Origin of the sequence: Streptomyces sp. 35G-GA-8 (assembly GCF_023534745.1) — a bacterium.
Classification (GTDB): Bacteria; Actinomycetota; Actinomycetes; order Streptomycetales; family Streptomycetaceae; genus Streptomyces.
In genome coordinates this window covers 453,895-478,635 of sequence record NZ_JAMHJQ010000004.1, presented here as the reverse complement: position 1 = coordinate 478,635, position 24,741 = coordinate 453,895, and the positions used below count along the sequence as shown (strand labels likewise).

Annotated in this window: 38 protein-coding genes and 1 pseudogene; 4 read left to right on the top strand and 35 right to left on the bottom strand. The window is 69.0% G+C overall.

Going from position 1 to position 24,741, the window contains the following annotated elements:
- The 33 genes and pseudogenes from M1203_RS11450 to M1203_RS11295 all read right to left on the bottom strand — a co-directional run bounded on the left by M1203_RS11450 (nucleotide 1) and on the right by M1203_RS11295 (nucleotide 20,269).
- Nucleotides 1-531, bottom strand: coding sequence for a hypothetical protein (locus M1203_RS11450; protein WP_249949473.1), 531 nt, complete (start codon nucleotides 529-531; stop codon nucleotides 1-3).
- On the bottom strand, nucleotides 524-847 hold the full coding sequence (locus tag M1203_RS11445) for a hypothetical protein (protein ID WP_249949472.1): 324 nt from the start codon (nucleotides 845-847) through the stop codon (nucleotides 524-526). Before M1203_RS11445 ends, M1203_RS11450 begins: the two co-directional genes overlap by 8 nt.
- Nucleotides 848-850: 3 nt before the next feature.
- Nucleotides 851-1,075, bottom strand: a complete 225-nt coding sequence (locus M1203_RS11440; protein WP_249949471.1) for a hypothetical protein — start codon at nucleotides 1,073-1,075, stop codon at nucleotides 851-853.
- Nucleotides 1,076-1,084: 9 nt separating this feature from the next.
- A pseudogene (locus tag M1203_RS39195) lies at nucleotides 1,085-1,153 on the bottom strand (hypothetical protein); the annotation flags it as partial.
- The gene (locus M1203_RS11435; protein WP_249949470.1) at nucleotides 1,137-1,403 is read right to left on the bottom strand and encodes a hypothetical protein; all 267 of its coding nucleotides are present in this window, start codon (nucleotides 1,401-1,403) and stop codon (nucleotides 1,137-1,139) included. The pseudogene M1203_RS39195 and the gene M1203_RS11435, both read right to left, overlap by 17 nt.
- A 3-nt stretch (nucleotides 1,404-1,406) precedes the next feature.
- Nucleotides 1,407-1,928 (bottom strand): hypothetical protein, encoded by a 522-nt coding sequence (locus M1203_RS11430; protein WP_249949469.1) that lies wholly within the window; start codon nucleotides 1,926-1,928, stop codon nucleotides 1,407-1,409.
- Nucleotides 1,925-2,722 carry a hypothetical protein gene (locus tag M1203_RS11425; RefSeq protein ID WP_249949468.1) on the bottom strand — a complete coding sequence of 266 codons (798 nt, stop codon included), beginning with the start codon at nucleotides 2,720-2,722 and terminating at the stop codon, nucleotides 1,925-1,927. Before M1203_RS11425 ends, M1203_RS11430 begins: the two co-directional genes overlap by 4 nt.
- A gap of 61 nt (nucleotides 2,723-2,783) precedes the next feature.
- Nucleotides 2,784-3,476: a hypothetical protein gene (locus tag M1203_RS11420; protein WP_249949467.1), complete on the bottom strand. Its 693-nt coding sequence runs from the start codon at nucleotides 3,474-3,476 to the stop codon at nucleotides 2,784-2,786.
- On the bottom strand, nucleotides 3,476-3,715 hold the full coding sequence (locus M1203_RS11415) for a hypothetical protein (protein ID WP_249949466.1): 240 nt from the start codon (nucleotides 3,713-3,715) through the stop codon (nucleotides 3,476-3,478). Before M1203_RS11415 ends, M1203_RS11420 begins: the two co-directional genes overlap by 1 nt.
- On the bottom strand, nucleotides 3,712-4,575 hold the full coding sequence (locus tag M1203_RS11410; protein WP_249949465.1) for a hypothetical protein: 864 nt from the start codon (nucleotides 4,573-4,575) through the stop codon (nucleotides 3,712-3,714). The genes M1203_RS11415 and M1203_RS11410 overlap by 4 nt, the downstream gene beginning before the upstream one ends.
- A gap of 70 nt (nucleotides 4,576-4,645) precedes the next feature.
- Nucleotides 4,646-6,391: a major capsid protein gene (locus M1203_RS11405; RefSeq protein ID WP_249949464.1), complete on the bottom strand. Its 1,746-nt coding sequence runs from the start codon at nucleotides 6,389-6,391 to the stop codon at nucleotides 4,646-4,648.
- 134 nt (nucleotides 6,392-6,525) lie between these two features.
- Nucleotides 6,526-6,678: a hypothetical protein gene (locus M1203_RS11400; protein WP_249949463.1), complete on the bottom strand. Its 153-nt coding sequence runs from the start codon at nucleotides 6,676-6,678 to the stop codon at nucleotides 6,526-6,528.
- Nucleotide 6,679: 1 nt separating this feature from the next.
- On the bottom strand, nucleotides 6,680-7,933 hold the full coding sequence (locus M1203_RS11395) for a hypothetical protein (RefSeq protein WP_249949462.1): 1,254 nt from the start codon (nucleotides 7,931-7,933) through the stop codon (nucleotides 6,680-6,682).
- A 2-nt stretch (nucleotides 7,934-7,935) separates the two neighbouring features.
- Entirely contained in the window at nucleotides 7,936-8,739 is an 804-nt protein-coding gene (locus M1203_RS39020; protein WP_249949461.1) for a phage minor head protein, read from the bottom strand.
- On the bottom strand, nucleotides 8,736-10,568 hold the full coding sequence (locus M1203_RS11385) for a hypothetical protein (protein WP_249949460.1): 1,833 nt from the start codon (nucleotides 10,566-10,568) through the stop codon (nucleotides 8,736-8,738). The genes M1203_RS39020 and M1203_RS11385 overlap by 4 nt, the downstream gene beginning before the upstream one ends.
- The gene (locus M1203_RS11380; RefSeq protein ID WP_249949459.1) at nucleotides 10,568-10,861 is read right to left on the bottom strand and encodes a DUF1360 domain-containing protein; all 294 of its coding nucleotides are present in this window, start codon (nucleotides 10,859-10,861) and stop codon (nucleotides 10,568-10,570) included. Before M1203_RS11380 ends, M1203_RS11385 begins: the two co-directional genes overlap by 1 nt.
- A 14-nt stretch (nucleotides 10,862-10,875) precedes the next feature.
- Nucleotides 10,876-12,258, bottom strand: a complete 1,383-nt coding sequence (locus M1203_RS11375) for a terminase large subunit domain-containing protein (RefSeq protein ID WP_249949458.1) — start codon at nucleotides 12,256-12,258, stop codon at nucleotides 10,876-10,878.
- Nucleotides 12,255-12,728, bottom strand: coding sequence for a hypothetical protein (locus tag M1203_RS11370; RefSeq protein WP_249949457.1), 474 nt, complete (start codon nucleotides 12,726-12,728; stop codon nucleotides 12,255-12,257). The genes M1203_RS11375 and M1203_RS11370 overlap by 4 nt, the downstream gene beginning before the upstream one ends.
- Before the next feature lie 9 nt (nucleotides 12,729-12,737).
- Nucleotides 12,738-13,052: a hypothetical protein gene (locus M1203_RS11365; protein ID WP_249949456.1), complete on the bottom strand. Its 315-nt coding sequence runs from the start codon at nucleotides 13,050-13,052 to the stop codon at nucleotides 12,738-12,740.
- Nucleotides 13,049-13,273 carry a holin gene (locus M1203_RS11360; protein WP_249949455.1) on the bottom strand — a complete coding sequence of 75 codons (225 nt, stop codon included), beginning with the start codon at nucleotides 13,271-13,273 and terminating at the stop codon, nucleotides 13,049-13,051. The genes M1203_RS11365 and M1203_RS11360 overlap by 4 nt, the downstream gene beginning before the upstream one ends.
- 14 nt (nucleotides 13,274-13,287) lie before the next feature.
- Nucleotides 13,288-14,208 (bottom strand): N-acetylmuramoyl-L-alanine amidase, encoded by a 921-nt coding sequence (locus M1203_RS11355; protein ID WP_249949454.1) that lies wholly within the window; start codon nucleotides 14,206-14,208, stop codon nucleotides 13,288-13,290.
- A gap of 181 nt (nucleotides 14,209-14,389) precedes the next feature.
- On the bottom strand, nucleotides 14,390-14,992 hold the full coding sequence (locus M1203_RS11350; RefSeq protein ID WP_249949453.1) for a hypothetical protein: 603 nt from the start codon (nucleotides 14,990-14,992) through the stop codon (nucleotides 14,390-14,392).
- Between the two features lie 136 nt (nucleotides 14,993-15,128).
- The gene (locus M1203_RS11345; protein ID WP_249949452.1) at nucleotides 15,129-15,317 is read right to left on the bottom strand and encodes a hypothetical protein; all 189 of its coding nucleotides are present in this window, start codon (nucleotides 15,315-15,317) and stop codon (nucleotides 15,129-15,131) included.
- A gap of 149 nt (nucleotides 15,318-15,466) precedes the next feature.
- A complete protein-coding gene (locus tag M1203_RS11340) occupies nucleotides 15,467-15,853 on the bottom strand; it encodes a hypothetical protein (protein WP_249949451.1) in 387 nt (128 codons plus the stop codon).
- A 235-nt stretch (nucleotides 15,854-16,088) separates the two neighbouring features.
- Entirely contained in the window at nucleotides 16,089-16,262 is a 174-nt protein-coding gene (locus M1203_RS11335) for a hypothetical protein (RefSeq protein WP_249949450.1), read from the bottom strand.
- Between the two features lie 44 nt (nucleotides 16,263-16,306).
- Nucleotides 16,307-16,474, bottom strand: coding sequence for a hypothetical protein (locus tag M1203_RS11330; RefSeq protein ID WP_249949449.1), 168 nt, complete (start codon nucleotides 16,472-16,474; stop codon nucleotides 16,307-16,309).
- 89 nt (nucleotides 16,475-16,563) lie between these two features.
- Entirely contained in the window at nucleotides 16,564-17,181 is a 618-nt protein-coding gene (locus tag M1203_RS11325) for a hypothetical protein (RefSeq protein ID WP_249949448.1), read from the bottom strand.
- Nucleotides 17,178-17,678: a hypothetical protein gene (locus M1203_RS11320; protein ID WP_249949447.1), complete on the bottom strand. Its 501-nt coding sequence runs from the start codon at nucleotides 17,676-17,678 to the stop codon at nucleotides 17,178-17,180. The genes M1203_RS11325 and M1203_RS11320 overlap by 4 nt, the downstream gene beginning before the upstream one ends.
- Nucleotides 17,675-18,445, bottom strand: a complete 771-nt coding sequence (locus M1203_RS11315) for a hypothetical protein (RefSeq protein WP_249949632.1) — start codon at nucleotides 18,443-18,445, stop codon at nucleotides 17,675-17,677. Before M1203_RS11315 ends, M1203_RS11320 begins: the two co-directional genes overlap by 4 nt.
- Nucleotides 18,445-19,461, bottom strand: a complete 1,017-nt coding sequence (locus M1203_RS11310; protein ID WP_249949446.1) for a hypothetical protein — start codon at nucleotides 19,459-19,461, stop codon at nucleotides 18,445-18,447. The genes M1203_RS11315 and M1203_RS11310 overlap by 1 nt, the downstream gene beginning before the upstream one ends.
- 75 nt (nucleotides 19,462-19,536) lie before the next feature.
- Nucleotides 19,537-19,689: a hypothetical protein gene (locus M1203_RS11305; RefSeq protein WP_249949445.1), complete on the bottom strand. Its 153-nt coding sequence runs from the start codon at nucleotides 19,687-19,689 to the stop codon at nucleotides 19,537-19,539.
- Nucleotides 19,689-19,952, bottom strand: coding sequence for a hypothetical protein (locus tag M1203_RS11300; RefSeq protein WP_249949444.1), 264 nt, complete (start codon nucleotides 19,950-19,952; stop codon nucleotides 19,689-19,691). The genes M1203_RS11305 and M1203_RS11300 overlap by 1 nt, the downstream gene beginning before the upstream one ends.
- The gene (locus tag M1203_RS11295; protein ID WP_249949443.1) at nucleotides 19,952-20,269 is read right to left on the bottom strand and encodes a hypothetical protein; all 318 of its coding nucleotides are present in this window, start codon (nucleotides 20,267-20,269) and stop codon (nucleotides 19,952-19,954) included. Before M1203_RS11295 ends, M1203_RS11300 begins: the two co-directional genes overlap by 1 nt.
- 195 nt (nucleotides 20,270-20,464) lie before the next feature.
- Here M1203_RS11295 and M1203_RS11290 point away from each other — a divergent pair, with 195 nt between their 5' ends.
- The 4 genes from M1203_RS11290 to M1203_RS11275 all read left to right on the top strand — a co-directional run bounded on the left by M1203_RS11290 (nucleotide 20,465) and on the right by M1203_RS11275 (nucleotide 22,751).
- Nucleotides 20,465-20,764 (top strand): hypothetical protein, encoded by a 300-nt coding sequence (locus tag M1203_RS11290; RefSeq protein WP_249949442.1) that lies wholly within the window; start codon nucleotides 20,465-20,467, stop codon nucleotides 20,762-20,764.
- A complete protein-coding gene (locus M1203_RS11285) occupies nucleotides 20,757-21,104 on the top strand; it encodes a DUF6221 family protein (RefSeq protein ID WP_249949441.1) in 348 nt (115 codons plus the stop codon). The genes M1203_RS11290 and M1203_RS11285 overlap by 8 nt, the downstream gene beginning before the upstream one ends.
- Nucleotides 21,105-21,290: 186 nt before the next feature.
- Entirely contained in the window at nucleotides 21,291-21,614 is a 324-nt protein-coding gene (locus M1203_RS11280; RefSeq protein ID WP_249949440.1) for a DUF6233 domain-containing protein, read from the top strand.
- 99 nt (nucleotides 21,615-21,713) lie between these two features.
- Complete coding sequence (locus M1203_RS11275) at nucleotides 21,714-22,751, top strand: hypothetical protein (protein WP_249949439.1); 1,038 nt, start codon at nucleotides 21,714-21,716, stop codon at nucleotides 22,749-22,751.
- 83 nt (nucleotides 22,752-22,834) lie between these two features.
- On the opposite strand, the gene M1203_RS11270 is transcribed toward M1203_RS11275, so the two are convergent.
- On the bottom strand, nucleotides 22,835-23,509 hold the full coding sequence (locus M1203_RS11270) for an HNH endonuclease family protein (RefSeq protein WP_249949438.1): 675 nt from the start codon (nucleotides 23,507-23,509) through the stop codon (nucleotides 22,835-22,837).
- Between the two features lie 134 nt (nucleotides 23,510-23,643).
- A complete protein-coding gene (locus tag M1203_RS11265) occupies nucleotides 23,644-24,420 on the bottom strand; it encodes a phage antirepressor KilAC domain-containing protein (RefSeq protein WP_249949437.1) in 777 nt (258 codons plus the stop codon).
- Between the last annotated feature and the right edge of the window lie 321 nt (nucleotides 24,421-24,741).

The following is a 24,741-nucleotide window of genomic DNA, read 5'->3' as shown; positions in this document are numbered from 1 at the left end:
TCAGCTCATGCCGGGCAGGTTGCGGGCGGCTTCGGCCATCGCGGCGAAGTCCTGGTCGTCGTCCCACTCGTCCTCGAAGCCGGGCGGAGGCGCGGCCAACTGCGAGTCGAACTTGAAGACGTCCTGCTCCTTGGCATTGCGAGTCAGCAGCGTGTAGACCGCCGCGCACCACTCCCCGAGCGTCCGTTCCGTCGGGTCGACTCCGGCGAGCACCAGGTGCCCGAGGGTGGCCGTGTCCGTGCTGAGGACGCCGAGCCGGTACGTCTCCCACCACGGCCGGCCGCCGACCGCGGTGAGCGCGTCGTATGAGCCCTGCACCGCGGTCTCCAGAGGCAGTGTCCCGGCGGCGAGCTGGTCGATCAGCCATGTCCGGGACGACTCGTCGGCGACCCGCATGAGGGCGAGTGAGGGGCGTGAGTCCGCGAGCGCGGTGAGCCACGCGGCGGCCGGCCGGTACGGGATCGTGACGGGGTACCCCGCCACGGTGATGGTGACGGGGCTTCGGGAGATCGCGGCGTAGGGGTCAGTCACCGGTCTTGCCGGACAGCTGGGTGAGGACACTGGTCATCTCAGAGAACTCCACGACGCCGGTGAGGAGCTGTTCGTTCATCCAGCGCCAGTTGGCATCGCCAACAGCCGAGCGGATGACCGTGCGGACGGCGGCGAAGAGGGCGTCAGTCCCGTCGTCCTTGGACATCTGGATGGCGACGAGCTGCCCTTCGGTGACGCGCTTCCCGCGCAGCGTCTTCCCGGCGAAGACGAAGTTCAGGGGCAGTTCCACCCGCTCGGGCTGCGGAATGGTCTGCTCGATGGGCCCTTGTGTGGCGATGTCCAGCGTGTTCATCATGTGTTATCCCTGTCTGAAGCTGTATCCGCGTGCTGCGGCTGTCTCTCGAAGCGCCTGGTCCAGAAAGGGGCGGGCGCGGGTGCCGGGGTGGTGGACGACCTTCGCGTAGACGACCCGGCCGCCGATCACGAATCTGAGGGCCTGTGCGCGGCGTGGCCGGATGATGTGCGGGCCGGTGCCGTCGTTGACCATGGCCGCGTACTCCACGTCGGAGCCGACCGTCACCATCGGCCGAAGCGTGAAAGTTCGGCGGAACTCCATGCGCAAGCTCGTGCGCAGGCGCCCCGTATCAACCGGGGCCAGCACGCTCGCCCGATTCAGAAGCTGCCGGCCCGCCGTCTCCAGCTCCCTGCGGTTCGCTCCACGGATCGTTCGGTTCAGCGCCGCCCGGTCCAACCTGATTCGTGCCACCGGCGTCCACCACCTTCACGAGCCCCGCGTTGATCCAGCCCTGCACCCGTCCGTTCAGGTCGACGGCCCCGGTGTCCCCGGCGACCATGCCGTTGAAGGATGTGAGGACCTCGATCCGTACACGCGTGGTCTTCTTCCGTGTCATGTCTCAGCACTCCGAGCAGTCGAGGGTCACCAGCACGCTCTGCGTGGACCACAGCGCGCCGCCTTCCGGACCGTGCGGCACCCAAGCGCCCGGAGCGGCAGCAGCCACGGGGAAGTTGTCAGTTACGACCGGCGTGAAGCAGCACAGTGCCCGGCGCATGGCCGCCGCGTCCGCGTCCATCAGCAGCGCCGCAGCCGTCCACTCATCACACGATGGGCCCGCCGCGACCGTTCCGTACGGCAGGCAGCGGACCGCAGCCATCTCCAGCTCGATCTGCCACGCGCTGGCAGAGCAGTTCAGCTCCGTGTCGGCGCCGCCCGGGATCAGAACCTGGGCCGGGCTGATCCCGACGACCCGCACCCACGCCAGGCCACACGCCTCGTTCTCCGCCGTCCCGGCCGAGATGGGGATCGTCTCGCCCGCGCGCAAGCAGACTTTGTCCGCAGGGATCGGCGCCGGGCCGGCATCCAGCTCGGCGTGGAAGCAGGTGAGGAGCTGCTGCGCGAGGTCTCCGGGGAAGCTCATGACACCCACCTCGTGGCCGGGACGTCCGGGGAGTGGACGCGCGAGCGTTGGCGCTTCCCGGTGGGGTTGACGGAGCGGATCCAAAGGTCGACGTTTGCGATGCCCGTCATCCCTTCGGAGAGCACGGCCTGCGGGTCCACGACCTGGACGTTGATGCCCTGGCGGGACAGCGATTGGAGCTGCTGCGGCAGGGCACATGAGGAGTCGCCCGCGCATGCCTTCGCGAACTCGCACGCGAGCTCACCGGCGGCGATCGCACCCGCAAGCGGGAGGGACAGGCCGCGTCGGTACGTGACCGCGAAGGCTCCCGCCTCGCCGACGCCGAGTCCCATGTCCTGGCACTGGGGCCAGCACTCGCCGTCCGTACGGACCAGCAGATATCCGCTGTCAACCCGGTACGCGGTCGGGTCCAGGACCAGGCCGTCGACACGGACCTCGGTGACCTCGTCGACCGGGCCGGGCAGTGGCACCTCGCAGCGGGCGCGGCAGGTACAGGACCCCGAGCACGAGCAGTTCCGCCACGCGCCGGCGCCGTCGATGTACGGCAGCATCCACGGCATGCCGTTGCTGCGGTTGTAGCCGTCACGGGTGACGGGGAACGTCATGTAGCCGCCCCAGTCGGCGCACTTGGGGCCGCAGGGGCGGACGGTGACGGGGCACTGGCTGAACTGGTGGCCGGTGAGGCTGTCGAGGATTCCCATGGCCCACGCCGTGGCGGCAGCCTGAACGGCCGGGTCGTAGCTGCCCCAGTCGGGGCAGCACGACGTGTCCAACGTCCAGTCGCATGCGGGCATGGCGCTCCTCGCGCTTGGTCCGGGCCCGCCGCCGGGGGTGGAACGGCGGGCCCGGAGCGGGTTAGGACGCCAGTGCTACGGCGCCGCAGGCGGGGGTGGGCGGGGTGACCGTGGTGACCTCGAAGTGCTGGTGCACGCTCGCGCCGATCGCGGTTTCGAGGGGGCCCTCGGCGAACGGGGTCACGGCGCTCTTGACGACGTCGTACGGGCCGACGCCCCAGCCTGATCCGGTGCTCGTGCGCGCGGTCAGCGTGAGGGTGAGGGCCGCGTTCGCGATGGTGGCCTCGCCGATGCGGGCCTGGACGACGAACGGCCAGAGCCAGTAGCCGTATTCGAGGCCGCCCGTGCCGCAGGACTGGCCGGTCTTCCCGGACCAGACCTCCAGTGCGAAGTTCGCGGTGCCGGTGAGGTCGGAGTCGAGGCGCCAGCCGACGCTGGACGGCGTGGTCGCATCGTTCACCACCAGCGGGTTCCCGGTGATGATGTTGATCGCCTCGGGGTCGATGTTGCAGAACACCATGCTCAGGTCGACCCAGCGGAGCGCCGGGCGCCCCTGGTCATCGATGCACAAGTCGCCGTTGGCGTCAGGCTGTGTGATCTCCTCCGGGTCCTGATAGTTCGGCGTCATACCGACGCTCACGAACCCCTTGGTGACCAGCGTGCCGGTCGGGCCGGGCACGGGCGTACCGCACTCGTCCAAGCGCGTCAGACGCATGACCTTGCCGCGCGCGTAGCTTCCACAGATGGCAGGCATCAGGCGCCACCCTTCTTTGTCGTGGTGGAGGCGGCGCGGCGCTTCGAAGCGGCGCTGACCTTGTCGTGGTAGGCGTCAGCCAGCTCGGCCGGGACGACGAACTCGTTGCCGCCCGCGACCGTGCGTACGTCCTGCGGGTCGTCGGCCAGCTCCAGCAGCAGCCGGGCCGTGTCCTTGGTCTCTCCGGGCGGCGGGACCACCCGGCTGTGCTCGCTCATCAGCGTCTCCATGGGGGTCATGCCGGGGTGATATCGACGGTGGCCGGGGCGGCGACGGGTACCTGCACGGCGTGGACGATGGGGCAGGCCCACGTGTGCGCGTACACCCGCTCCGCGAGCGCCATGTACTGGTTGTGGATGCGGTCCATCGTCTGGACGACGTCCGGAACGATCGGCCGGGCCATACGGCGGATCCACACCGGTGGCGTCATGAACGCCCACACCGATCCGGCAGCCGGGGCGGCGCCGGCCGGGCCGGTGATGCCGTAGCCGGAGCCGATGGACCACTGCGAACCGAGCGGCGTGGTGAGAACGCCGGCCGACGGAGAGTCGCTGATCAACTCGGCGTAGGTGAGGGCCGCGTACGCCCTCGTGTTGATGTGGATGGTGCCGATGTAGCCGTACGCGTCGTAGAAGGACTGTTCCAGCGCGGCGATCGCGGCGCCGGCGCCGGGTGCGTCCGGGGTGACCGTGACGACGCCTGCCGTGGTGGTGAGTGCCGGGTCCACGGGCGGGCTCGTGCCGCCCCAGATCGCGGCCTCTACCTGCTCCTGTTCCGCGCCCGCCAGTTTCCGCCGGACGGTCCGCTCGATCTCCTGCGGGGTGCGGCCCACGCTGCCGCACTTGTGGGTGGCGTACACCCAGTACGGGTCACCCGCGACGTAGCCGAGGCCCTCGTCGAAGGTCTTTGTTGGGTTGGTGTCGCAGTTTGCGTCGTACAGGCGGGCGACGCCGCAGTCCTCCGCAGGGAACTGGAAGCCTGCGGCGACAGTGCGGTCGTCGAGGTCGTCCGTGAGCCGAGCTGCGGTGAAGACGCCGTACCGCAGCCTGCCCGGTGAAGGCGCCTCGACGAGCTGGGGATTGGTGAGGATTCCTGCCATGGTCCCTCCCTTCTGTGGTGAGTGGCGGCCGGGCCAGGGACGGGGCCCGGCCGCCGGTCAGAGGGGAAGGTCAGGCCGCGGCGGCAGGAACGGCGCAGGACGACCAGACCTGAGCGCCGGTGGCGCCGGACGGGCAGAGCTGCGCGGTGTACTGGCGGACGGAGCCGCACGGGTAGATGGGCTGGAAGCCCTCCTCGCTGAAGAGCCTGGTGAACAGGTTCTGCTGGAGGTTCGCCGCGTCGTACACGCTGGAGAGGGTGACGACGTCCTGGCGGGCGAGGACGACCGCGCCGGCCGGGTAGATCAGGAAGGTCACGGTGACTGGGAGGGCCGTGAGCGCCGCCGTGCCGCCGGGGAGGCCGGTGGGCGGGGTGGTGGCGTAGGCGTCCTGGAAGTCGTACACGAACTGCGGCCGGATGTTCCGGGTCGTGAACCAGTTGACGATCATCTGGTTGGTGATCGCGAACGGGTCGTTCGGGTACGCGTTCCGGCGGGACAGGTCCGCGCGGATCTGCGCGAGCGACCACGCCGGGAGGATCACCTCGAACGTCTGCGAGAACGGCATCCGCTCCCGGTACCGCATGTCCGTCGCCGCGAGCTCCAGCGCCGCCAGCAGAGACGCCGTCGCCGACGAGTCCGGGCCTGAGCCCGGCGCCGGGGTCGCGCCCTGAGCGGGGATCACCGTGGCTGCGCCGGCCTTGGTGGCGATCCTCGCGATGATGTTGCCGTTCAACCTGTGGGAGTGGTTGGTGAGCAGGCCGTCGACGTAGTTGTTGACCCACTCCGGGTATCCGGCCATCTGCATGAACGACGCGGTGATGCAGGACACCGCGACGTCGAGGCGGGCGTCCGTAAACGTGGGGCAGGGGATCTCGGCGCAGTTCTTTGCGGTGTCGGCGATGACCTGCGCCTCGGTGAGGACGGTGAAGCTCGTGGACGCCTGGAGATCCGCGTACGTGGGCTGGTTGCTCGCGTAGTTGAAGCCACCGCGCGACGCGGTGAGGGTCGGCAGATCGAGCATGCCGTCCATGGACCACAGGCCACAGGTGTCGTACAGGTTCTCCGACGGCGCACACCATCCGGCCGCCGCAGTCAGCGAGTTGGCGTCCTCGGTGACCTGGGCACCCCACGCCTTGAGGAGCGATCCGCCATCGAGGCGCGACTCCTTCCGGGCGCGCTCGATCGCCGTGTAGTCGTCCTCCTCGCCGCGGCCGAGCTGGAACTCATCGCCGCGGTTACGGGTGAACTGGGCCAAGGTGCGCTTGCTGGACTGGCCCCCTCCGGCACGCCCGTACGAAGAGAAGCTCTTGGCGACGGCTGCGGAGACGTCGGCGACGGTGACCTCCTCCCCGTAGCGCTTGCCCACGGAGGCGGCGCCGTCGGAGGTGAGGACGATGGAGAACTGGTTGCGGCGCTCGCGGCCGAGGACCACCGGGGGCTCCGGCGGCGTGGCACCCAGCTCGCTCACGGACGGCACCGCCGTGACTACGGCGGCCGGTTCGGCTGGAGGCGCCGGTGTCTCGGGCGTGGCCGGGGGCTCCGGGGCCGCGGGCGCGGTGAGGTCGGGGAGCGCGGCGAAGGAGGCGCGGCGCGCGGCGAGCTGTGCGGCGGCGGCCTCGCGGCTTTCGATCTCGGCCCGGACGACGTCGACGCGGTCGCCGAGGACGGTGAACTCGCTGATCTCGTCGGCGGTGAGGTCCGTCTTGGCGGAGAGTTCGGCGCCACGCTCGCGGATGCGCCCGTACTCGGCGTACAGGGCCTCGTCGTTGAGCGCGGTCGCGTCGAACGGCTCGGGGGTGTTCGGCTCGTCGGCCATGGTGCTGCTCCTGTGGGAGTCGGCGCGGATCGGTGAAGTGGTTCGTCACGTCTCCGGGCCGGCTCACAGCTCAGCACCCGTAAGGCTGTGCACAGGGTAGCGCGATTTCGCGCCAAGTGGGGAACGGGCCCCGTTTACTTCTTCGGAACGGCCTTGTACGTGCCGCCGCTCTGCGCGATGAGGATCCGGGCCTCGGCGACGGAGGGGACGGTCTTGGTCTCGCCCGTGTTGAGCTTGACCTCGTAGTCGACGTTGGATGCGGCTCGGCCGCAGGTGCCACAGGCCATGTCAGATGCCTTCCTTCTCATTCCAGACGGCGCGCGCCCACTTGGCGCGGGCCTCGGTACTGTCCGGGCCGATCTCCGGCTCGGGCACGGTGACGGCCACGGCCGGTTCGGCGTCCTCGACGACGCGACCACGCATGGGGCCGAACGTTCCGATCAGCGCGCGCTGCGCCCCGGCGGCAAACTTCACCAACGTCCTGGGCACAGGGAACCCCGGGGTGTTCACGCTGCACACGGCGATCAGCTCCAGCGATCCGCCGATACGCCGCCAATCCCCGCTGACCGGGGACGCCTTGAACTGCTCCACCCGCACCGGGTCCGCGTCGGGCAGGATCCAGCCGGATACCCAGATTCCGTGCTCGTCCTCACCCGCGAGCACCCGCGCGACGGCTGTGCCGATGTCGTCGTAGTGCTCGGCCGCTGCTCGGAACCCGAGCTGCGGGTCCGCGTGGCCGCCGCCCACAGTGAGCGTGCCCACGGGCACCGTGGCGCCGTCGGCGGTGCGCTGCTCCCCGACCATGAAGTAGCTGTAGCCGGTCTGCGAGGCAGGCGGCGTGACGCAGCCGGGCAGTCCGACGTGGCACGAGTCCCAGCCAGCAACGTGCCCGTACACGCGGCCATCAGCGGTCACCGTGAGCGGAGTCAGCGCGGGAAGGGCCGGGTTGGTGAACCACTCCAGAGGCGGAAGTGCCCTCGTGTGCACAAGCGCCTGAGCGGCTGCGCTCGCGAACGAGGCGAGCTGTGCGGCATACGACGGCGCGTACTCCGGGTACCACTCGGGCTCGGTAACCGGCTCGGACGCGGCGACCGCGCGCTCCAACTCCTCGATCTCCGCGTCCGTCGGCGGCGCCGGGAGCGGCTGAAGAGTGATCGACACGTCCGGGAAAGCGGGAATGGCCACCAGCGTCGTCCCTGCGATGCGGCCCTTCGTGATGACCGCCCGGTCCTGGTCATCGATCACGTACTCCAGATCGTCCAGGTCCACGCTCGGGCCGATCACTCCAGCCTCGATGTGCTCGATCACCTGCCATCCAGCTTCGGACAGCAGCGACCCGGAGGCGGTCACCATGTTGTCAGTGATCGAGATGGACTCGATCCGACCTACCACGACCGAGCCGGAGTGGCCGTCGTCGCTCTCGCGCTGCCAGGACAGAGGGAGCGGCAGGTTCCGTGAGGTGATGGCGCCAGGAGCAAGGATACGGCCGTCTCCGGTCGGCACCCCGATCCGGGCGAGTACGGCGGTCCAACGTCTTGTCATGGTCAACCCCTTGGGTTCTGTCGTGACGTCCAGTCGAGCGTTTCGCCGAGCACCACCGGCAATAGCGAGCACCGGCACTGAATAACCTCCTGCGCCGGGCCGCGTGGATCCCCCGGGAACAGGAGCTGCGCGCCACCTACTTCGAACGGGGAGCCCAGAAGCGTGCGCTGCCCGTCCGCCGCACGATGCGACGGCCGCGTACGGGTGTCCTCGGTCGCCAGCCACACCTTCATAGGCGCCATGTCGCCGCGGGCTTCCGCGTCCAGCTGCGCACTGCGGAAGACGCTGGCGTTGACCGCGCCCATGACCTCCGTGCGAGCCACCACTCGCGCCCGGTTCGGCCACAGCTCCGAGCCCGACGCCGTGAGGATCCGCTGCACATCCTCTGTCACATCCGGGATCGGCCGGCCCTCCCGGATCCCGCGTTCGATCTCCACCACGATCCGGGCGTACACCTCGTCTGGCACGCGCCGGAGCCGGTTGCCCGCATCGTTCAGGTAGTCCGCCACGTACGGATCGGTGACCGGGTCTCCAGCGCGGGTGACGCGGCGCCACGTACGGCGCAGCACGTTGGAGATCTCCGGTACTACCTGGACGGTGACCTCGTCGGTCCAGAACTGCGAGCTGTCGCTCACCCTGTTGGGGTCGAGCGGCCCGTCCGGCGGCGCGACGGCGGGCCGTACGCGGTCCAGGAAGCGCGACAGGGACCGGAACCAGGCACGGCCGATCCGCTGCTCGCCGTCGCGGATGATGGCCTGCGCACGCAGCCGCGCGGGCAGATGCTCATCCTCCGGCGGGGTACTCACCGCAGGTACCTCAACAGGTCGGCGCGCTCGTGCGGCTCGATCCACTGGAGTCGGTTGTCGACGTACTCACGGACTCGGCTCTCAAAGCGCTCCGAATCCAGGCCGAACGCCTCAGCCACATGGCCGGCGAACTGGAAGGACCCCTCAGTCAGCCGTGTGCGCTCGCTGCGGTCGGTGTCGAAGGGGATCTGCAAGTACAGCTCGTGCTTCGGAACGTGCCCGAACTGCCCCCGGAGCGGGGCCTTCAGGAGACGCCCGCCCGCGCGGGACAGAGCGTCGAACACGACCAGTTCGGCGGCAGCCACCAGGCCATCGGGAAGTGTCGTAGCAGTGGAGGCGGCGAGCGCCGGGGGCTGGTCGTTCTGCGTCGCGGGCAGCGCGCGCTGATCCCGCGCCGGCGGGACATCCACCTGCGGAGCGTGGCCGCCCTCAATCTGAGGGACCGCGGGCGTACGAGCGATCTCGAACCCGAACAGAAGCTCCGAGACCCGCGGGTCATCGGCCAACGATGGAGCCGCGACCACGGCCCTTGCGAGGCGCCGCAGCTGGACCTGCTCCTCGTCGGGAATGTCGTCGTCCCCAACTCCGACTTCGGCACGCATCGCGTCGTCGCTAATGAGTTCGTTGTCCCAGAGCCACTTGAGGTCTTCCGTGCGGTTCGGCCGCTGGACGATCTCGGACGTGTTCCAGGCGAGCCTGTACCTGTCCGGGTCCGCGACGCCCATCTTCTTCAGGGTCGGCCGGTACCAGTGCGTGGTGAGCGCGTCTCCAATGCGGTCAAGAAGAGGCTCGATGTAGATCTTGTAGGTGTCCTCCTCCACCTTCCAAGATCCCCAGTGGTTCGCGTCCCCGGTCGAGCCAACGGCTACCTCGTTCGGCATGTCGAGCGACTCGGCAAGCCGCCGGATGCCGTCAACGCGCAGCGCGACCACCGACGCGTCAAAGTCGGTCGAGAGATCCAAATGCTTGATCTTCTCTACCAGCTCGCCGGGCAGCGTGGCCGTGATCGGTACCTGCGCCGCAGCCGTACCGGGGGATTGCATAGACCTGGCCATGACGCCTGCCAGGTACTCCATGAACCCCTCGGCGCCCGTGGCACCGGATGCCTGCTCCGGAAAGTCGACCTCTTCGGGCATGAGCAGCAGCCCGTTGCCCGCGAGTCTGCTGTCGAGGCGGGCGGCGATGTTCTGCGACGCCTTCTCAATCTCCCGTAGCACAGGCAGGGCGGGCCGGACCGCGCTGTCTGCGTGGTACTGGATCCGCGGGTGCGGGGACCACACGCGCATCAGCAGGTCGTCCGAGGCGAGGTCCTTCTTGACCCCGGTCATGGGGTCCTTGTACGACCAGCGGGCGCCGGAGTAGTCGACCTCTGTACCCGACAGGGCGACCCATTCGTCCGGCGTGGTCTCTCCGCGCCGGGTGCCCGTGCCGGGACGTACGAGGACGAACACCTCGCCGGGGATTTGCCAGTTGACGGCCATCGTGTACTGGAGCTGCGCGCGCATGGCCGCGCCGCCGAGCGCGCGGGCGACGGCGGCCTGCGCCTGGACGTTGTCGGTCGGGCCAGTTGGCATGCCGGTCGCCGCGTCGACCTCGGCCGCGTACAGCTCGGCGCGGCTGACCGCGTTTGCGATCCAGGTAACGGCGGACCGGAGTTCGCCGCACGCGTCGTAGTGGTACCAGGCGTCCCGCTGCCAGGAGGTGTCTCCCTGCCGGGCGGTCCATGCCTCGCGGGCATCAGAGCCCGTAACAGGTACCGCAGCAGCGAGAACCACCCGCGGCCTCGTGCCGCGTTCCTCTGCGCCCTTGCGGCGCTTGAGCAGGGGCATCACTCACCACTCTCTCGGCCGCTGAGCCAGCCGGTGACGTAGCTGAACGCCAGCGCGGCGGTGGCGGCAGCGAACCACCGGTCGCCGCCCCACGCCCACCAGGCGACGCCCATGCCCGCGCCGACGTAGATGGACGAGCACCAAGCGCACACGAGCAGGTAGGAGAGGAGCGACTCGCGGGGCAACCTGCGAATGATCCAGTTGCGGGGGGCCTCCGTGATCCGGTCGGCGGTGATCAGGCGAGTGAGCCGGGCGGTGGCCAGCGCGGCGAGCACGAGCGTCAGGGTGTCCATAGTCGTCGTCATCTCTATGCAGGCCTGCCCTGCGGCGCGGCGTGAGGTGAAGCAAGAACCATCCGCGCCCGGTCGCGCTTCATCAGGTGCGTGACGGCGTGAACCATCGCGTCGATCCGGTCCGGGGACGCCGAGTCCTCCTCGGGAATCCACGTCGCCAGCTGGTCCTCCAACTCCCCGTGGACACCGACGTGCCGCACGCGCTGCTGCTCGTACCGCATCGCGACCGGCTGCGCCCGCAGCTTCTTGCCGACCGTGGCCGTGACGCGGCGCAGCGGCGGATGGGGAGTGCTGCCGTGGAGTTCCTTCCACGCGTCCTTCAGAACCTGCTCCACCCACTGCTTACCGAGGTTGTCCTCGTACACGAGCGCATCTGCGGATACGTCATCGACGAGCGCCCATGCGCGGCGGGCGGCTTCGCGGGGGCTCATCTTCTTCGACACGTCGCGCAGCACGTAGTCCACGCCGTCCGTGCCGCGGCCGGCCGCGATGAGGCCGGTCTCGTCTCCCGCGCCGGTGCCAGCGGGGTCCATGCCGACAACGATGAGTTCGAGGGCGGGGGCCGTCTCAACGCGTCCGCCCTCGATGATGCTGCGGGCCACGAGCGCGCCGGGCATGTCGTCCAGGACTTCGGCGTCCAGTTCCTGCCGTCCGAGCGTCGTGCCCTCGTACTTGGAGACGACGGCCCGGCGGAAGGTCGGCGCGAGGTTGTGCAAGTTGTCATACGTGGAGCCGCGGACGACGTTCGTCGCCGGGTCCTTCAACAGTTCTTTGATGACGGGGAGCGGCCGTGGGGTGGTGGTGATGCAGATCCTGGGGTGGTCGCCGAGGCGCATCCCCATCTGTGCCATGTCCCAGGTGGAGCGGAGGCGCCGCCAGGCCGCCAGCTCGTCGAACCATCCGTAGTGGTGCTGCGGTCCGCGGAGCCGGTCCGGCTCGTCCGCGCTGTACAGCGTTTGGATCGCTCCGTTGGGGTAGGTCACGCGGCGCTTCGACGGCTCGTACAGTGGCCGGAAACGCGCCGGGGCGCAGGCGAGGATCCCTGACTCACCCTCCACCAGGATGTCGCGCGTGTCTGCGGCGGTCGGCCCGATGAGGGCCCCGCGCTCGTACTGCTTGGCCATACGCCACACCCACTCGGCGCCCGTCCGTGTCTTCCCGAATCCCCGGCCAGCAAGGAGGAGCCAGGTATCCCACGAGTTCCCGCCGGGCGGCCGCTGGGAGGTACGGGCGTGCGCGCCTTCGCGGCCAGGGTGGGGCAGGCCGTCGCAAGCACGCCGGTCGCACAGCCACGGCACGCGGCCGCGCTGCTTGTCCTGGAGAGCGGCTTCGAGGCGGGTGAGGAGTTCCTGCTGCGCCGCCGCCGGCCACCTCGCGATCTCTGCGCGAGTAGTCACTCCTCCACTCCCAACTTGTCGAGGATGGAGGCGATCTTGTCGGCAAGCTCCGTGCTCTTCGGGGCGTCCGGCTTGTTGTAGTCGAGGAGCGTCGTGCGGGCCTTGCACGCCGCGGAGAACGCCTGCGTCCACCGGATACTGGGGTCCTCGCCCGGCGGCAGCGTGTCCAGGGACTGGTTGAGGCGGTCGAAGAGCTTGTCCGTCAACGCGGACTGCTGCTGTGTGGTCTTGCGGACCATCACCGCGTAGGACTCGGTGCGCACGCCGATGAGGTGCTGGTCGTACGAGCGGCAGCGCTCCACCCAGCCGTGCCGGGCGCTCCACTGCTTGAGGAGCACCACCGATTTGCCGATCGTCTCTGCGGACGCGGCCAGTGAGCGGGAGGAGCCCATGTCCCGGTACACGGTGAACGCCTCGTACGCCGGATCGGACTCGTTGCCCTGGCGTACCCACGGGTCCAGCTCGCTCACGACAACCCCCTACGCCCCGCCGTTGGTACCCAGGGAGAACACTCCGGCGACCCACAGGAGGAATGCCACCGCCAGCGGTGCGCCGAGCGACGTCCACGCGATCCTGCGGTTCGTCAGCCCCCGGTCACGCTCGGCCTTTATGTCCATCTCGACGCGCTCGATGCGCTGCCCGACGAGCTGGTTGTCGGTCGCCCGCTGCTCCTGGGTGACGATCTTCGCCTCCAGTGACGCAACGAGATTCGCCAGGCTCGTGAGCTGGAGGCCCTGGGTACGAATCAGTTCGTAGACCGTGGGCGCGGTCGGGTCGGGGGTGGGCGCCGTCACCGCAGGGCGCCCGTGCGCGGGGAGTGCTTCGCCGCCCATCCGGACACGAAGGCGATCGCGGTCGGAACGATGGCGAGGACGAACGGGGACAGCCCGTCCGGCAGGAACGAGATGAGCCGGGCGTCGTCCTGGACGGCGGCGAGGATCGCGAGAAGCCCGGTCGACGCAAGGAACGTCGCGACGGACGCGGCGGTGACCTTCTTTTCCACGGGAGCGTCCATGGGGGTGCCTTCTTTCAGGAAGTGACGGTGAAGCCGTACTTGGCGCCGAGGCGCTTGAGGGAGGCGGAGCCGGGAATGCCATCGGCGGCCTGACCGGTGTAGGAGCCGCCGGCCTTCGACCGCTGCCAGCGGGCGTACGCGGCCACGGTGTCGGTGCCGAAGTGCCCGTCCAGTCGTGCCTTCGTGAGGAGCCCGGCGTTCACGAGCGCGGCCTCGACGGTGCGTACGCCGGAATAGGAGACGGGCGTGCCCTTCGCCTTCGGATCCTTCTTCGCCGCGGCGATGAGCTTGGACAGGGAGACGCTCGGTTTGGTCGGCTTCGGAGGCGCGGGCACGGGCTTGGTCTCCTTGAGCCGGTCGGCGACCCGGTCCCGCATGGACGCCATCGTGAAGCCGCGGGGGTCGATTTTCCCCGGCTGCCACTCCAGATGTCCGATGACCGAGCGTGCGCCCCAGTTGTGCGCGCGGCAGATCGCCGCCGACACCCTCTCTATCGCCTCCAGCTGGGCGGCTGGCCACGGGTCCGTGCCATTGCCCAAGTTCTCGCACTCAAAGCCGTAGAAGTAGCGGTTGCCGTCGGTGTCGGCCTCGTTGTCGGTGGGCAGTGCCGACTCGTTGATCACCGCGCGCAGGACGTCGTCGTCGCCGAGTCCAGCGTGGTTGGCCCGGCCGTAGCCGACTAGGTGCACGGTGCCGTCCTTGGCTATGACGCCGTGGCAGAGGGGGCCGGGGAGGGTGCTGTGGCCGTCGCGGCAGAGTCGGACGGTGGCAGCGGTGCCGGAGGTGACGGTGTGGTGGATCATCACGCCGTGGACCGGGCCCCAAGCGCCCTTCGAATTGCGATTGTGCGTGCGCCAGTTGCCGACTTCCACGACCCGCACACCTTCGGCGTGCAGGGCCGCGATGAATGCGGTGGCGGACAGCGGTTGAGCCATGTGTGCCCCCTTTTCGGCCAGTCCTGGGGCGAGCATAACTGAAACACGTTCTAATTCACTACATCTGTAGTGACTGACCGGGGTGGACCATCGGGCACGCAAAAGGGGCCCGACGTGGCGCGGGCCCCTTCTCGACTTGTTCAGCTCATCTTCGCCCGCAGCGTTGGCGGCGCGCAGACCTCTACTTGATGGTGCCGGTCCAGTGCGGGTCCTCGGCAAGGATGTCGACGCTGTCGTCCACGCGGGTCATGGTGAACACGACCTCTGCCCCGTCCTTCTTGGCGAGCGCGTACTCGAAGGTGAAGCTGCCCTTCTTGCCCGGCGCGAGGCGACCTGTCATCTGCTTCGACCCCTTCTCCGCAGACACGAACTCGGTCTGGCCGCCCGTGGTCGCGCCCTGCGCGTTGACCCCCCACGTATCGAGATCCAGCGGAGTCTTCGCGTTGTTCGTCACGTCCAACAGGACACGGAACCCGGTCTTGTCGACGCCGGGCTTGAGGTCGAATTCCCCGAAATCGGTGGCATTCAGCCTGTTGATTCCGGTGACGGTCAGCAGGACACCATCCTTGTAACGGAAGCCATCGCCGACCGCGAGTTCGGTGTCCGGCGCCTTCTCCTCAACGGGCTCTTCGGCCGGCGCCGCGTCTTCCGTCACCGACTGCTGCGGCGCCACGCCCCGCTCGGCGGTGCCCTGTTCGCTGCTGCTGCATGCCGCGGTGAGGGGGAGGAGCGCGGCGGCTGTGGTGGCCAGGATGGCGGTGCGGATTCTGGTGCGGGTGTACATGGTCCCCCCAAGGACGTGTGGATGAGAGGACATCGTGACGGATGTGCAGGTGGGGTGTCTGGTGGGTGACGGGTTCGTGACCTGTTGGCTCAGTGTCAGCCTGCGCTGTAGCCCGAGGGGCGGTGGGCGTCGTCGATCACATTGCTTCCCAGGGGATGTCTCTGACCCATCGCCAGACGCCGGCCTCGTCGGGTGCGTAGAGGCTGCGCCCGCCGTGGCTGCTGGTGACCTCAGTCCACGGTTCGGCGTCCAGGTCAACCAGGACGGTCTGGCCGTCGAGCGGACCGCCGTGCAACTGGACCGCGAGGGCCGCGCTGTCGCTCATAGCGCCATGGTGGCATAGGGAGCGCCGGGTGAGGGCGAGTATGGGTGAGCCCCCGCCGACGGGGGACGGCGAGGGCTCGGTCCAAGCGGCGCAGCAGCCAGATGCGCGGATGAGATGACGTCAGCCTATGGCGCGGGCTGACAGCGGGGTCAGATGCGCGGGCGGTCGGTCTCCGTTTCAGCCAGGGCAAGAGCGCCGGCGGCTGTGAGCGCGTCTCGCAGACTCCCCCCGAGGGACTCGGCGTGGACTCGGGCCTGGCGCAAGGCGCTTCGGGTGCTGAGGACTTGGCTCTCAGTCTCCTGCTTTCCGTCCGTGCTGACGATCCGCCCGGCGGATTGGAGGTCGTACAGCAGGTGAGAGACCTGTTCGAGGGGCTGAATGAGGCCGAAGGCGCTTGCGGCCAGGCTGCGGATCACCTCGTAGGCGTCGTCGGGGTTCTCCCAGGCCGGGCCGGGTCGGGGGCCCGTTGCGTGCGTGAGCAGGCGGATCGCTTCGGCCGCGTCGCCAGCGAGCTGAGCAGGGGTTCGGTCGGTCATTGTTCTATCGTCCTGTCTTCGGTGTTCCTGGGGTGGGCTTTTCTGGTGCTTTGACCCAGCCGCCACGCGATGCTTGGTAGGTGGTCTGCTGCTTCGGGTCCGGCCGGGTGCCGGGGGCCATGGGCATGGTGCGCCGGAGTGGCATGATGCGGGTTCCTGTCTCGTGTACGGGATAGGGGTTCGGGGCGGCCGGGATGCCTGGCAGCTGTCGGCCGCCCCGGGGCACGTAGGTGGGTCAGCGCTCTTCGCCGTCTGCGATACCGGGCCACGGTTCGCTGTCGTCGGCTTCTTCGGCCTCGACGACGGCGTTGCGGGCGTCGTCCTCCGCGTCGAGCCGGTACTCGTCGGCTTGGTCCATCTCGTGCAACTCGTCGGCGGTGAAGACGTCGGCGTTCGTCATCTCGTCCATCTCGTGTCCGATCTCTCGTGTCCGGGGCTGTCCCGGCTCATGGGTTAGTCCTGCGCTCGCTGGATCGCCTCGGTGAGGGCAGCGACGCCGTCCGGGCCCTCTTCCACGAGGACTTGGGCCGCCACCTCGGCGGCCCCAGTGATGTCGCCCTGGCCACGTGCGGTGAGGATGTCCTTGGCGCGGGAGTCGTAGTACTCGCGGTCGCTGTTCATGGGTGCCTCTTCCGGTTGGGGTAGACCGGCGGTAGATCCGCCGGTAGATCAGGGGTAGATGCCGGTAGACAGCGCGGTAGACGTGCAGGTCAGGCGGCGGTAGACGGGGCGGTAGACGCCTCGGGGGCTGTCTGCGGGGAGAGGGCCAGGAGGGCGCTCTTGCGGACGCCTCGGGTGGGCGACTTGCCGCCCGCTTTGACCTTGAGTGCGACGGGGATGTCCAGGGCCTCCAGACGGGTCTTCAGGTCGCTGACGGACTGCCCCTTCGCCTGGCCCTGCGCCTGGAGGTGCCGGAGGACTTCGCTGAGGTGGACCGCGTCGCGGTCGCCGCAGACCTCCAGGAGCAGGGCGACGACGACGCTCCTCGCATCGGGCAACTCGGGGTCCCCGGGGGCTGCGTTCTTCGGCTCTTCCTTCTCGCCGTCCGCGTCGTCGTCGGGCGGGGCGGCGCGTACGGCGGACCAGCACCACACGGGGACGATGAGCCACAGCAGCCCGGGGACGGCGCGGATCAGGCGCCACAGCAGGTATCCGCCGAGGAGGGCGAGCAGCACGCGGAGCCAGACGCCGAGGACGGCTGCGAGGCCGGTGAGGTCGTCGCGGCGGCCGGCCCGGATCCACGCGGCGACGCGGGCGCCGAGCTGGCGGGCGCGGATGAGAGAGCCGTCCCACAGGCGGGCGGCGAGGCGCTGAAGGGGATTGCTCACAGGCCCTGTCCCTCGAACAGGGACACGCCGGCGGCGCCGAGGCCGTTGGCGATGCCGGGCAGGCTGTCGAGCGCGCCAGCCACGCCAGCGGTCGCGCACAAGATGCTGCCCGCGACGATGGCGCCGGTCAGGCGGCCCTTCTCCTCCTTGTTGAACGCCTTGTACGCGGCGATCGTGGCGACGAACAGCAGGAAGACGACGACGCCGCCCTCTTCGCTGAGTGCGCCCATGGAGCCGGTGGCGATGGGGCCGCTGGAGACCGTTCCGGTGGTGCCGGACACGGCGGTGCCGCCGCCGAAGTTGACGGCCTGACGGGTGCAGCCGGACAACCACCCGGCGAGGCCGCCGACGCACACGGTGCTCATCGCGCCGGTGATGAGGCCCTGCACGGTGGGGACCAGATCTTTCAGCGCCCGGCCGCCGGTCCACCACTTGCGCATGCTGAGGAAGAGGATCGCGACGGCGATGGTGGCGCCCGCGAGGGTGGTGCCGATCATGGGGTGACTCCGGTGATCCAGGTGACGGGGTCGTACGGGTCGATGGCGCCGAACGCGCCGACGAATGTGGTGGCGAGGAAGAACACCCGCAGGAAGCTGGATCCGTCGCGGCGCTGTTCGCGCTTCCTGACCAGGGCGTATCCGCCGAGGAAGAGGGCGCCTCCGCCTATGGCGTAGCCCCAGCCAGTGCCGAACTCACGGGCCTGGCCGACGGTGTAGTACCAGGTCCCGGCGCAGGAGTAGCCGCGGGGCAGGATCGGCGCGACCGCCAGGACGAGCCCGGTGACTGCCTGGAGCGGGGTGGCGTACGTGCGGAGCCACGCCCACAGTCGCTCGCGCCGGGTCGGTTCGGGCGGGAGGGCCATGGGGGCGAAGGTGACGCGGACTTCGATCGGCCCGTACGGCGGGGGGCTGGCGCCTGGCCCGTGCCACGGGTCGCTGGCCGGAGGGACCGCTGGAGGCGCAGGGGGTGTTGCTGCGGGCTGCGGGCGCCAGGGCGGAATGTCGTCGGGCTCGGGCGGCCGGTCGGGCAGGGGCGCGCCGGCCGGGATTACCCGGGTCGGAATGACGACACGGTCCCGAGACTGGGCAACGGCCCTGTCGACCCAGTCCTCTTCCGTCGGCTTGATGTCGGGGGCGTAGCCGGGCGGGGGCGGCGCGGCATCGGCCGGTTCGCCAGACTCGGCCTGATCGGCGGTCGGGCCGTCGATTCGCTGTCGCAGCTGCTGCGCGATACGGCGCTCGTTCTCGTCGGGCTCGGCGCTCATCACGCCTCCTTGCGGGCGCGGGCGGCGCGCTCGCGGTTGACGATCCGGGTCACGGTGGACGGGAGGACGGCCTGTCCGTGGACTGTCCGGACGACAGCGAGGATCGCCGCGTCGTCCTCGATCCCGTTGTCCATGGACTGCCGGATCGTGTCCGTGATCGTGGGCGGAACCCCGCGCAATGTCGGCGCTGAGCCGCTGTCCTTACTGTCCCGCTCGGCATCCACAGCAGCGCGGACGGTGTCCTCGTCGTACGGAACTCCGAGCCGGGTGAGGTGCTCAACGACCTCGTCGGCGGACAGCCCGGGGACAGTGGACAGGACAGCCTGGACAGCGCGGACACTGTCCCGGGCCTGTCCCACGGTGTCCCGCTCGGCGAACACAACCGGCACGGGGTCGGCGAGCTGAGCGGCTGCGATCATCGCCGCGTGCTGCCCGCGGACGCGTACCAGCTGCCGCCGCTGCGCCGCGAGAGCCAGCTCCGCGCCGGCCTCGCCGCGGAGAACGTTCAGCAGGGCCTGGGTCCGGTACGGCAGGGGCTGAGCAGTGTGCCGGAGGACCAGGGCCCACAGGATTTTCGCGATGGCGGAGATGACCGATCCGGCGATGCCGACGATGAGGTCCGAGGCCATCGCGCCGTGCACGCAGATCACGGCCATGGCGATCAGGAGGAAGACGTATCCGGCGATGCGCGGTCCGCGGGCGCGGTCGGGGTCGTACCTGGACAGCCATTCCAGTGCCATGCAGGTGAGCCATGCGGCGTCGTAGGCGCCGGCCGCAGGGTAGGCGACGAGGGGGGAGGCGGTGAGGGAGAGGAGCGCCCCGGCGGACACGGTGGACCAGGCGACGGATACACCGGTGAAGGCGATCGCGACCGCGGTGGCGGCGGTGAGGACGATGTGGTCCCAGTCGCGTGGGGGCACGGGGATCTCGACGGGGTAGGGCTCGGTGATGGTTCGTGTCTCGCCGATTTCGGTGTGCGGGACTTCGCGGTACCGGGTGACGGTGCGCGTCTTCACGGTGGGTGTCTCCATGGTGGGGCCGGGCCGCGCGGTTGGTGTGGCACGCGCGACCCGGCCGGTCAGGGGGTGGGGTCAGCGGGCGGCGGTGTTGCTGCCGGCGGCGCGGGTGTCCGCGTCAGCCTTGGCAGAAGTGCGGCGACGCTCGGCCTCGGCGCGGGCAGCGTCCAGGCCCCGCTTGTACGCGGCGGCGGCGTCCTTGTCGCTGACGCCTTTCGGCTTGCCCATCAGCGGGTCACCGCCCCGAGTTGCTCACGCAGACGCTCCGCGTACGCGCCGCGGGATCCGGTGAGCGGCAGCTCTGCGACGGCGGCGAGCGTGTCGGTGATGTCGCGGCCGACCGCAGCGTCGTTGTAGATCCCGTGCCAGTCCCAGACGCTGAGCTGCACCTCGGACTGGAGGGCGCCCACGCTGATGGCGGTGGCCGGGCTCATGACGGTGAGCCGGTCGGCGGTGGCACGGAGCACGATGTCGAGGGCCGCGGCGTCCATCACAGCTCCTTCGCAGCGGCGCGGAGGCGGAGCGCGTACTCGCCGCAGGTGGTCCACGCACCGCGGTCGATCTGCGGCAGGGCGGCCAGCGCGCGGGTGGCGGCGTCGCCCTGCACAGCGGCGGGGAGCGGGCCGAGGGTGCTGGCCGCGGCGATAGCGAGGGCGAGGGCGAGGATGCGGTGGGTGAACGTGGCGGTCGGCCGGCTGTCGTCGAGCCGGTCAGCAAGCGCGGTGAGCAGCTGCGCGGCGTAGCTGGGTGTGGCCAGGGCGCGGCGCAGCCCTTCGTCCTGCTGGGTGGGGTGGATACGATCAGCCATAGGTCATTCCTCCTGGTGATGCAGGTGGATGGCTGGCCCCGGCGGAGTTCGCAGCTCCGGCCGGGGCCGTTCCATTGGGCACGAGACCAGGGAGCCGGCCTCGTTCAACCAAGCTAGACCCTAGGGTCTGTTCATTGCAAGACCCTAGGGTCTATCGTGGTGCTTGGCCGCGCCCCGCAGTCGAAGGGAGCGGGAGTGGAAGACCAACCCGAGGAGGTGCAGAGGCTCTTGGAAGCCATCGCGGCGCTGGAGGGCATCAAAGACGACGCGGCGTGCGCAAGCGCCGTGACTCAGGTCCTGAACGATTGGCCCGATCTCCACTCTCGGCTGCGTGAGATTCGGCAGCAGCGCGTTCAGGCGCTCAAGGCGCAGGGCAAGACGTGGAAGGAGATCGCCGAGATCCTCGGCGGCATTCATCCCACGCGGGCGCAGCAGATCGGCGCGGGGCTGCGCGGGAGCAAGCGGCCCTTGAAGAAGGAGCCGGACGGTGGATGAGCTGCTGGCCTTTCTGCGGGCTCGGCTCGACGAGGGCGAGCGGACTGCACGGGAGGCTGACCCTGACCTGAGCGCGGTCTTCACTCGCATCGAGTGCTTCGACACGGAGATGGCGGCGGATGAGCGCCACATCATGGCCCATCGTCCGGCGCGGGTGCTGCGCGAGATCGAGGCGCACCGCACCACCGTCGACGAGTACGACATCGCCCTGGGAGCGCCCGCCGCAACCGACCAGGCCGCGTACTGGAAGGGGCACACCGAGACCCTGCGGGAGGTCTGCCAGCGCATCGCAACCGTGTACGCCGACCACTCGGACTACCGCGAGGAGTGGCGGCCGTAGCCGCACGCAAAAACAGAGCCCCCGCCTCGTTGCTTGAGGTCGGGGGCTCGTCGCGTTCGGTGTCGCAGTTCGGCTGCGCCTTGCGGCGCCGGGAGTCGTACCCGCGTCGTGGCCATCACGGTAGTCGACCGGGCAGCCTGGCGGGTGGATGTCGAGGCGCGTGTCGCCCCACTTAGACTCGAACGCATGAACGAATCGTCGCGTCTGGAAGCTCTCCGCTTCCTGGAGAAGGTCCAGCTCCAAAACCTGGAACGCACGCGGCGCTGGATCGCCGTCGAAGAGGGCCGCGCCGCCGAGGCTGCCGTCGAACGACCGTCACCACCACTGGAGTGGGTAGTCGAGCAGGGGATCGGAGCCAGACCCGTGGACACGTTGCACGTCGGATCCTGCTGGGTGCCGGGAAAGCGAGCGCAATCGATCACCCGACAACAGGCAGCCGCGATGTTTGCTGGGCAGGGCCAGGCATGCGATGTGTGCCGGCCAGACACGAGCCTCGGCGTGCTGGACTAGGCGCTGCTCCGAGTTCTGCTGTTCCGTCTCGCGGGTAAGTGACCTCTCGCAGTGCGACGGCGTACGTCTGACGGCAGCTCGGGGACGGGGGGAACGAACGTGTCGGAGGCTATATACGGCTTGCTCGGCGCATTGGGAGGCGCGCTGGTTACCAGTGCGGCGGCCTTTTGGGGGCCGTTGCAGATTCAGCGCCGCGCCCGGGAAGAGACAGAGCAGCGTGCTGAGCAGGAGAGAACAGCGTCTGCTGTTCGGCGAGATGCTGAACGCGTGGAGGCTGCCGCTCGCGAGGCACAGACTCGCAGGGAGGCTGAGATTAACCGCATCATCGGCGTGCGGGCTACTTTTCGCGATTGGTCTGATCTCCTGGCTCGGGCTATCCAGGACCTTGAACTGGGTCGGTCCCTGAGCATCGACGACTTCGACATCGCGGTGGCGAGTGCCCAGAATGACGCACAGGCCGCTCTGGATCACGTTTTGCATGACGGCGCCTGGATTCCTCAGTCCAACTACGGATTTCCACTACGACCTACAGATCCGACTCTGGAAGGTCAGCGGTTGCGGGTACTGACCGCTGCGCTCAAACACGCCACCAGCCTCGTCCGTGCGGCGGTGATCCCGGGCAGGCCCTTCAGCGAGGCTGAAGCAGAAGATCTGAGAAGGACTCTGGAGCAGGCTGACGCAGCTCGCGGCGCTCTGTCGACAGCCCTGCTAAATCGGCTGGAAGAGGCCATGCGTGTCACTGTGATTGACCAAACGGCTGCTACAGCCAGTCCCAGCGCCGCAGCATTCGTGAGACCGGATGCGGTTCCTTCCCTGCGAAGTGGCCACGAAGATACGGATGACTTTGCCCGCGATCCGCTCACTGGGCTCACCCTGTTGGAAGTCCGAGCAAACCAAAGACTGGCGGGCGCGCAGAGCGCGTTGGAGGATGGGTACTCGCTTGCTGCCTTCGACAATGCCGATTCGGCGGTGAGGATGTACGAACGCCTGGAGCGGAGGACGGGGCGGTCCGGGCGGCTGTCGGAAGCTCGGGACGTGCGCAGAATCGCAAACGAGCGACGGGGTTTCGATCCACTCCGTGACCTCGACGAACGCAGTACCCTCACAAATGGAACGACGCCCGAGGCAGAACGCTGAACTTCCTTAGGCTTCCGGCGCCGAGCAGCGGCATTCGGGCATGAGTACGCCCGCCCCATAGATGGGGCGGGCGTCGCTCGGGATTACGGGGCGGGAGTGTAGTCCACCGTCTCCTGTCCGCAGCCGCCAGCGATCCTGGTGAGCGCGGTCTGCTCGGCTTGGTCGACGGAGAGCTGCCAGCGGAGTTTCGTCGACACCCAGTCCGCGATGTACGTACAGCGGGCGTCGGCCAGCGGCGGCAGCCACGTCGTTGGGTCCTGGTCGGCCTTGCTGCGGTTGGTCTTCGCGCTCACCGCCAGGAGACTGCGGGGCGAGTTGAGGTCGTTGGCGTAGGCCTCGCGGCGCTCCGGCTTCCACATGAAGGCCCCGGAGTCCCACGCCTCGGCGAGCGGCACCATGTGGTCGATGTCGAGCTTCGACGGATCGTTGAAGGTCAGGCCGTCGTAGTACGAGTACCAGGTGCCTGCGGTGACTTTGCAGCCAGCTTCGATGGTCGGCTTGGTGCGTGACTCCTCGATCAGCACCTCCATGCGGGTGTTGCAGCCGTCGCGGTCAGCGTCTACCCAGTGCTTGAACAGGGTCCGCTTGTAGCCCTCGCGTACTTCTTCGGCCACGGGGAGGAGGTTGATGCCGTCGGTGAGCGTCATGGGGGCGACGACTGCGGGGGCCGTGTCGGCGGCGGCCGGGGCCGGCGCAGCGGTCAGGGGGAGGATGAGGAGTGCGGCGGCAGCGAGGCCGCGCTTCACGGTCGTCAGCATGATCCGTTGATACCGGCGGCTGGGCATCCTGCGGCGGTGAATCCGGGCGGCGTCACCCGGGCGAGGGGAATGGTCATACCGGAGGTGGCCCCGGGGGTGCCCCGCCAGTTGTTGGCTGGCGGGGCACGATGGGCTTATGCGGCGTTTCTCTTGTCCCACTCGCCGATGATGAAGTCGGCGCCTTCGAGGGTGGCGTAGGCGACCTCGTAGGACACCTTGCCGTTCGACTCGCCCTTGATCACGAAGTGGCCCGACGTCTGGTACATGCGGCGTGGCATGTTCGTGTTCGCGCCGAATCTTGACCTCTGCTTGCGGAACACCCCGATGTCGACGAGCCAGTTCGTCAGGTCTTTCACCGGCATGTTGAGCATGTCGGCGATGGCTGTCATGCCGATGAGGCCCTCGGCGTTCATGAACCGGTCCCACTTGCTCGCCTTGGGCGCGAGGACCTTGTTCTCGGCGGCGAGCGCCTTCGTCTCCCGAACCTGGCCGAGCAGGGCGACGAGGGCTTCCTCATAGTCCTGCGGCAGGGCCGGCGCGGTGGTGGCTGCGGTCTCGGCCTTGCGGGTCTGGACGGCGAAGTACGTCTGCGCCGCAGCGACTTCGGGCTTCCGGGGGTCGCCGTTCATCGCGACCATGTACGAGCCGTACCGCGTGAGCTTGAAGTTCATGCGGCGCGTGGTGCCAGAGCTTGAGCGGAGCACTTCCGGACGCGCAGAAGCGTGCAGGTCAGCGGTCTGTCCGCTGTTGGCAATGGCCACCTTGGCGCGCTCGATGGAGTTTTTGAAGTCCTCCCACTTCGAGTATCCGAGCAACGGCTGGAGGTCTCGGGCGGACCACCACTCGCCGTTTTCGTCTGTGCGGCGTATCGCGTCGAATGGACTAGACCCCCCACTGTTGCCAGCGGGCATGGGGGCGTTACTGTTGGACGGACTCAAGGCTTTCTCCCTTGATCGCATAGCCCTCGGCGGACCCACATCCGCGCGAGGGCGTAACTCTGTCGCCTTCGGGTTGAAGGTGACCGGCAGTCAGGTTATCGGTCGGCACTGACAGCGCCCGTACGTCACGTCCGTACGTCAGTCTGGCCTCGGCTGATGAACGTTCATGGAACCTCAGATTCCGTGGTGTGCTGTGCCTCTCTACGACCCCTCGTTGCGTCCAGGGCTGCGGAACGGCTCTGACGTCGCCCTCTGTCGTCTACCTGTGACCTTGTTGTTCAAGCCGCCTATGCG

Excerpts from the sequence above, each read along its gene's own strand:
- M1203_RS11445 (WP_249949472.1), bottom strand. The coding sequence starts at position 847 with ATGATGAACACGCTGGACATCGCCACACAAGGGCCCATCGAGCAGACC.
- M1203_RS11440 (WP_249949471.1), bottom strand. The coding sequence starts at position 1,075 with ATGGTGACGGTCGGCTCCGACGTGGAGTACGCGGCCATGGTCAACGAC.
- M1203_RS11435 (WP_249949470.1), bottom strand. The coding sequence starts at position 1,403 with ATGACACGGAAGAAGACCACGCGTGTACGGATCGAGGTCCTCACATCC.
- M1203_RS11430 (WP_249949469.1), bottom strand. The coding sequence starts at position 1,928 with ATGAGCTTCCCCGGAGACCTCGCGCAGCAGCTCCTCACCTGCTTCCAC.
- M1203_RS11425 (WP_249949468.1), bottom strand. The coding sequence starts at position 2,722 with ATGCCCGCATGCGACTGGACGTTGGACACGTCGTGCTGCCCCGACTGG.
- M1203_RS11420 (WP_249949467.1), bottom strand. The coding sequence starts at position 3,476 with ATGCCTGCCATCTGTGGAAGCTACGCGCGCGGCAAGGTCATGCGTCTG.
- M1203_RS11415 (WP_249949466.1), bottom strand. The coding sequence starts at position 3,715 with ATGACCCCCATGGAGACGCTGATGAGCGAGCACAGCCGGGTGGTCCCG.
- M1203_RS11410 (WP_249949465.1), bottom strand. The coding sequence starts at position 4,575 with ATGGCAGGAATCCTCACCAATCCCCAGCTCGTCGAGGCGCCTTCACCG.
- M1203_RS11405 (WP_249949464.1), bottom strand. The coding sequence starts at position 6,391 with ATGGCCGACGAGCCGAACACCCCCGAGCCGTTCGACGCGACCGCGCTC.
- M1203_RS11400 (WP_249949463.1), bottom strand. The coding sequence starts at position 6,678 with ATGGCCTGTGGCACCTGCGGCCGAGCCGCATCCAACGTCGACTACGAG.
- M1203_RS11395 (WP_249949462.1), bottom strand. The coding sequence starts at position 7,933 with ATGACAAGACGTTGGACCGCCGTACTCGCCCGGATCGGGGTGCCGACC.
- M1203_RS11385 (WP_249949460.1), bottom strand. The coding sequence starts at position 10,568 with ATGCCCCTGCTCAAGCGCCGCAAGGGCGCAGAGGAACGCGGCACGAGG.
- M1203_RS11380 (WP_249949459.1), bottom strand. The coding sequence starts at position 10,861 with ATGGACACCCTGACGCTCGTGCTCGCCGCGCTGGCCACCGCCCGGCTC.
- M1203_RS11360 (WP_249949455.1), bottom strand. The coding sequence starts at position 13,273 with ATGGACGCTCCCGTGGAAAAGAAGGTCACCGCCGCGTCCGTCGCGACG.
- M1203_RS11355 (WP_249949454.1), bottom strand. The coding sequence starts at position 14,208 with ATGGCTCAACCGCTGTCCGCCACCGCATTCATCGCGGCCCTGCACGCC.
- M1203_RS11350 (WP_249949453.1), bottom strand. The coding sequence starts at position 14,992 with ATGTACACCCGCACCAGAATCCGCACCGCCATCCTGGCCACCACAGCC.
- M1203_RS11345 (WP_249949452.1), bottom strand. The coding sequence starts at position 15,317 with ATGAGCGACAGCGCGGCCCTCGCGGTCCAGTTGCACGGCGGTCCGCTC.
- M1203_RS11340 (WP_249949451.1), bottom strand. The coding sequence starts at position 15,853 with ATGACCGACCGAACCCCTGCTCAGCTCGCTGGCGACGCGGCCGAAGCG.
- M1203_RS11335 (WP_249949450.1), bottom strand. The coding sequence starts at position 16,262 with ATGGACGAGATGACGAACGCCGACGTCTTCACCGCCGACGAGTTGCAC.
- M1203_RS11330 (WP_249949449.1), bottom strand. The coding sequence starts at position 16,474 with ATGAACAGCGACCGCGAGTACTACGACTCCCGCGCCAAGGACATCCTC.
- M1203_RS11320 (WP_249949447.1), bottom strand. The coding sequence starts at position 17,678 with ATGATCGGCACCACCCTCGCGGGCGCCACCATCGCCGTCGCGATCCTC.
- M1203_RS11315 (WP_249949632.1), bottom strand. The coding sequence starts at position 18,445 with ATGAGCGCCGAGCCCGACGAGAACGAGCGCCGTATCGCGCAGCAGCTG.
- M1203_RS11305 (WP_249949445.1), bottom strand. The coding sequence starts at position 19,689 with ATGGGCAAGCCGAAAGGCGTCAGCGACAAGGACGCCGCCGCCGCGTAC.
- M1203_RS11300 (WP_249949444.1), bottom strand. The coding sequence starts at position 19,952 with ATGGACGCCGCGGCCCTCGACATCGTGCTCCGTGCCACCGCCGACCGG.
- M1203_RS11295 (WP_249949443.1), bottom strand. The coding sequence starts at position 20,269 with ATGGCTGATCGTATCCACCCCACCCAGCAGGACGAAGGGCTGCGCCGC.
- M1203_RS11280 (WP_249949440.1), top strand. The coding sequence starts at position 21,291 with ATGAACGAATCGTCGCGTCTGGAAGCTCTCCGCTTCCTGGAGAAGGTC.
- M1203_RS11270 (WP_249949438.1), bottom strand. The coding sequence starts at position 23,509 with ATGCTGACGACCGTGAAGCGCGGCCTCGCTGCCGCCGCACTCCTCATC.
- M1203_RS11265 (WP_249949437.1), bottom strand. The coding sequence starts at position 24,420 with ATGCCCGCTGGCAACAGTGGGGGGTCTAGTCCATTCGACGCGATACGC.